Raw genomic sequence first — 4,142 nt, 5'->3', positions numbered from 1 at the left:
CCGCCGGAACAACCGGGGGCCCCGCCGGGACAGCCCAAGGCCCGGGGACAGCTCGGGGCCCGGGTACGGCCCGGGGCTCCGGGACAGCCCGGGACCCCGCTACGGCCCCGGGCGGCCGTACAGCCCGGGGCGCCGGGGTGGCCGGGCACCGGCCGGAGGCGTCCGCGCGCCCGGCCTGCGCGCCCCCCACGTCCTCCGTCTCCCCGCTCTCCGTCTCCGCGCCCACACCCCCCGCGTCCGCGCTCTCCGCCTCCGCGTCCGCGCCCGTCTCCACGTCCGCGCCCGCGTCCACGCCCGTCGCTCGTACCCATGTCGTCAACGCCCGCGCTCCTTCCTCACCGCCGCCCCCGCCGTCGTTCCCGCTCCCCTGCTCTGCGCATATCCGCCACGGCGGGAACAACAACCCGGGAGCCGTGACTGATCTCACCGCCCTCCGACTGTGACCGGGACAACGCCGTGGCGCCCGGCCCGTGGAAGCGGGTGGAACCGGTTGGACCGGTGGGCCGGGGCGGCGCGAGGATGGCGGGGTCAGGAACCACCCGGGAGGACTCCAACCCCATGCAGCCGCAGCCGCCGTACGCCGCCCAGCCCGCCGCCGACGACGACCGGCCGGTGACCGTCGACCGCCGGGAGGGGCCGTACGGCGAGGTGGTGCTGCGGCGGCGAGGGGGCGCGGACCGGGGACGGCCGGACGGCGCGGTCTTCGAGATCATCGCCAACGGGTGCTTCCTCATGGACACCTCCGACGGCCGTTCCGAGCGGCTGCTCGTCCGCGCCGCCCTCGACGCGCTGCCCGCCGACCGTCCCTCCCCCGCCCTGCTGATCGGCGGGCTCGGCGTCGGTTTCTCGCTGGTGGAGGCGGCCGCGGAGCCCCGGTGGGGGCGGATCGCGGTGGTCGAGCGGGAGGCGGCGGTGATCGACTGGCATCGCGAAGGCCCCCTGTCGGCCGTCTCCGCCGGGGCGCTGGCCGATCCGCGCACCGCCATCGTCCACGCCGATCTGGTCGCGTGGCTGCGGTCCGGCCCGGAGACCTATGACGCGCTGTGCCTGGACATCGACAACGGCCCCGACTGGACCGTCACCGAGGACAACGACGGCCTCTACTCCCCCGCCGGTCTCGCCGCCTGCGCCGCGCGCCTGACACCGGGCGGGGTGCTGGCCGTCTGGTCGGCCCGCCCGTCGCCCGCCTTCGAGGAGTCTCTCCGGAATGCCGGGTTCACGCGGGTGCGTACGGAAGAGGTCGCCGTTGCCCGGGGTGTTCCCGACGTCGTGCATCTCGCGGTTCGGGGCGCGTAGCAAAGCCGCGTACGCTGGCTTTACGCTTGCTTGCCTACCGCACGCGGCTGCGCGATGACCAGGCGCGAGCCGCGGGTTTCACCGGAAGACGCAGGGGCGGGCGCATGGAGCAGACTCACAACGGTCACAACGGGACCGCCACGACCACTCCCGGTGCACAGCGCCGGGTCCTGGTGGTCGAGGACGACCCGACCATAGTGGACGCCATCGCGGCCCGGCTGCGCGCCGAGGGGTTCCAGGTCCAGACGGCGGGGGACGGTCCGGCGGCGGTCGACACGGCCGAGGCGTGGCAGCCCGATCTGCTGGTCCTCGACGTGATGCTGCCGGGCTTCGACGGGCTCGAGGTCTGCCGCCGGGTGCAGGCCCGGCGGCCGGTGCCCGTGCTGATGCTGACGGCGCGCGACGACGAGACCGACATGCTGGTGGGGCTCGGGGTCGGCGCCGACGACTACATGACCAAGCCGTTCTCCATGCGCGAACTGGCCGCGCGGGTGCATGTGCTGCTCCGGCGGGTGGAGCGGGCGGCGCTGGCCGCGCACACCCCGCGCAGCGGCATCCTGCGCCTGGGCGAGCTGGAGATCGACCACGCCCAGCGCCGGGTGCGGGTGCGCGGCTCGGACGTGCACCTCACGCCGACCGAGTTCGACCTGCTGGTCTGCCTGGCGAACACCCCCCGGGCGGTGCTGTCGCGCGAGCAGCTGCTGGCCGAGGTGTGGGACTGGGCGGACGCCTCGGGCACCCGCACCGTGGACAGCCACATCAAGGCGCTGCGCCGGAAGATCGGCGCGGAGCGCATCCGTACGGTGCACGGCGTCGGCTACGCCCTGGAGACCCCGGCGGCATGAGGAAGGCCCCCTGGGCACGCGGGGTCAAGGCCCCCTGGACAGGACGGGCCAGGACCCCTGGGGCGGACATGACCCCCGGGGCGGACCGGCTCAAGACCCCCTGGACACGCCGGATCAAGACCCCCGAGGCAGACCGGCCCAAGACCCCCTGGACACGCCGGGACAGGACCCCCGAGGCAGACCGGGCCAAGACACCCTGGACAGGACGGGTCAAGACCCCCTGGACAGGACGGGTCAAGGCGCCCTCCTGGCCGCGTCGGGTCACGGCGCCCTGGGCGCGCGGGGCCAGGGGCCCGTGGGCCCGCCGTCGCTCCAAGGGCTGCCCGCCGCCCGGGACCCCCCGGGGCCGGCGGGCGTGGTGTACCACCTGGGCCCGGATCTGGGAGGCGCTGCGGCCCTTCGATCCCTACCGCTCGGTCAAGGCGGCGCTGGGAGCGCTGGTCGTCGGCTCGGTGATCATCACCACGCTGCTGATCTTCGTGGCGATGCACTCCGACACCGAGCTGCGAGTGATCACCATCTTCTCGGTCATCGCCTCGCTGCTGATCACCCAGTTCGTGGCGAACGGGCTGACGGCCCCGCTGGACGAGATGACCGATGTCACCCGGGCGATGGCGAACGGCGACTACACCCGGCGGGTGCGGGCGGCGCAGCGCCGGGACGAGTTCGGGGATCTGGCGTCCGCGTTCAACCGGATGGCGGCCGATCTGGAGGCGGTGGACACCCACCGCAAGGAGCTGGTCGCCAACGTCTCGCACGAGCTGCGCACCCCGATCGCGGCGCTGCGGGCGGTGCTGGAGAACGTGGTGGACGGGGTCTCGGAGGCCGATCCGGAGACGATGCGGGTCGCGCTGCGGCAGACCCAGCGCCTGGGCCGCCTGGTGGAGCAGCTGCTGGACCTCTCCCGCCTGGACAACGGGGTGGTGCCGCTGCACGCGCGGCGGTTCGAGGTCTGGCCGTATCTGGCCGGGATCCTCAAGGAGGCGAGCATGGCCAAGGGCGCGGAGTCCCATTCGGGGGCGCACACCCGTAAGGACGTCCATCTCAACCTGGACGTCTCGCCGCCCGAGCTGACCGCCCACGCGGACGCCGAGCGGCTGCACCAGGTGATGGCGAACCTCATCGACAACGCGGTGAAGCACAGCCCGGCACACGGCCGGGTGACCGTCCGCGCCCGGCGCGGTGACGGCTCGGGGAGCCTGGAGCTGGAGGTGCTGGACGAGGGCCCCGGCATCCCGGAGGCCGAGCGGCACCGGGTCTTCGAGCGGTTCAACCGGGGCGGGCTCTCCCCCGACGGCTCGGCCGACGCGGGCCGCCGCCGGCCGGGGCCGGGCAGCGACGGCGGCACCGGCCTGGGGCTGGCGATCGCGCGCTGGGCGGTGGATCTGCACGGCGGGCGGATCAGGGTGGCGGAGTCCCCGCGCGGCTGCCGGATCAAGGTCAGCCTCCCCGGGCCCGCCCCGGAATCCAAACCGGCCACCCCCTGAGATCAAAGCTGAAGTAAAATCGCCCCGTCGCGCACATAGGAGCGGCGGGGCGCACGTTTGCGCTGGCCCGGCGTGAGGAAACACACGGAACCTCGTGTGTTTCCCGGTGCGTCATGCGCTGAAACCCGCCGATCAATGTGACGTACACGACGATGACCAGTGCGGCCTGCACGTAAGGGTCTGGAGGGCGTAGCCTTTATTCCCGCTGTCCACCACCTTAGGAAGCGGAAGAGGGCGGTTGCCGCCGTGTCGCCACAGTCCCCCAACACCTCGAGCATCTCGACCGATGAACAGGACGGGCAGGGGAGTAACCTGCCGCTGCCTTCGGCCCCAATGAGTGGCTCGTCGACGAGATCTACCAGCAGTACCTCCAGGACCCGAACTCGGTCGACCGAGCCTGGTGGGACTTCTTCGCCGACTACAAGCCGGGTCAGGACACCGGCTCCTCGGCGGCCGCGCCGCCACAGGGAGTAGCCGGAAGTGCCGCCCCGGCGGCCCCGGCGAAGCCCGCACC

3 protein-coding genes and 1 pseudogene are annotated in these 4,142 nt (G+C 73.4%); all 4 read left to right on the top strand.

The features are described 5' to 3' along the window. Positions 1-558 precede the first annotated feature (558 nt). On the top strand, positions 559-1,296 hold the full coding sequence (locus tag AXW62_RS39230; RefSeq protein ID WP_060948515.1) for a spermidine synthase family protein: 738 nt from the start codon (positions 559-561) through the stop codon (positions 1,294-1,296). A gap of 104 nt (positions 1,297-1,400) precedes the next feature. Continuing rightward, complete coding sequence (locus AXW62_RS39225; RefSeq protein ID WP_014054863.1) at positions 1,401-2,141, top strand: response regulator transcription factor; 741 nt, start codon at positions 1,401-1,403, stop codon at positions 2,139-2,141. Between the two features lie 68 nt (positions 2,142-2,209). Continuing rightward, positions 2,210-3,628 carry a sensor histidine kinase gene (locus AXW62_RS39220; RefSeq protein ID WP_252368899.1) on the top strand — a complete coding sequence of 473 codons (1,419 nt, stop codon included), beginning with the start codon at positions 2,210-2,212 and terminating at the stop codon, positions 3,626-3,628. Positions 3,629-3,874: 246 nt separating this feature from the next. Beyond that, a pseudogene (locus AXW62_RS42170) lies at positions 3,875-4,142 on the top strand (2-oxoglutarate dehydrogenase E1 subunit family protein); the annotation flags it as partial.

The organism is Streptomyces hygroscopicus subsp. hygroscopicus, assembly GCF_001553455.1.
Lineage (GTDB): Bacteria > Actinomycetota > Actinomycetes > Streptomycetales > Streptomycetaceae > Streptomyces > Streptomyces hygroscopicus.
Note: the sequence above shows the minus strand (reverse complement) of the source record. Positions and strands in the feature narration are given on the sequence as shown.

What these genes read in the sequence shown, in the direction of transcription:
- AXW62_RS39225 (WP_014054863.1), top strand. Translation starts at nt 1,401, where the DNA reads ATGGAGCAGACTCACAACGGTCACAACGGGACCGCCACGACCACTCCC.
- AXW62_RS39230 (WP_060948515.1), top strand. Translation starts at nt 559, where the DNA reads ATGCAGCCGCAGCCGCCGTACGCCGCCCAGCCCGCCGCCGACGACGAC.
- AXW62_RS39220 (WP_252368899.1), top strand. Translation starts at nt 2,210, where the DNA reads ATGACCCCCGGGGCGGACCGGCTCAAGACCCCCTGGACACGCCGGATC.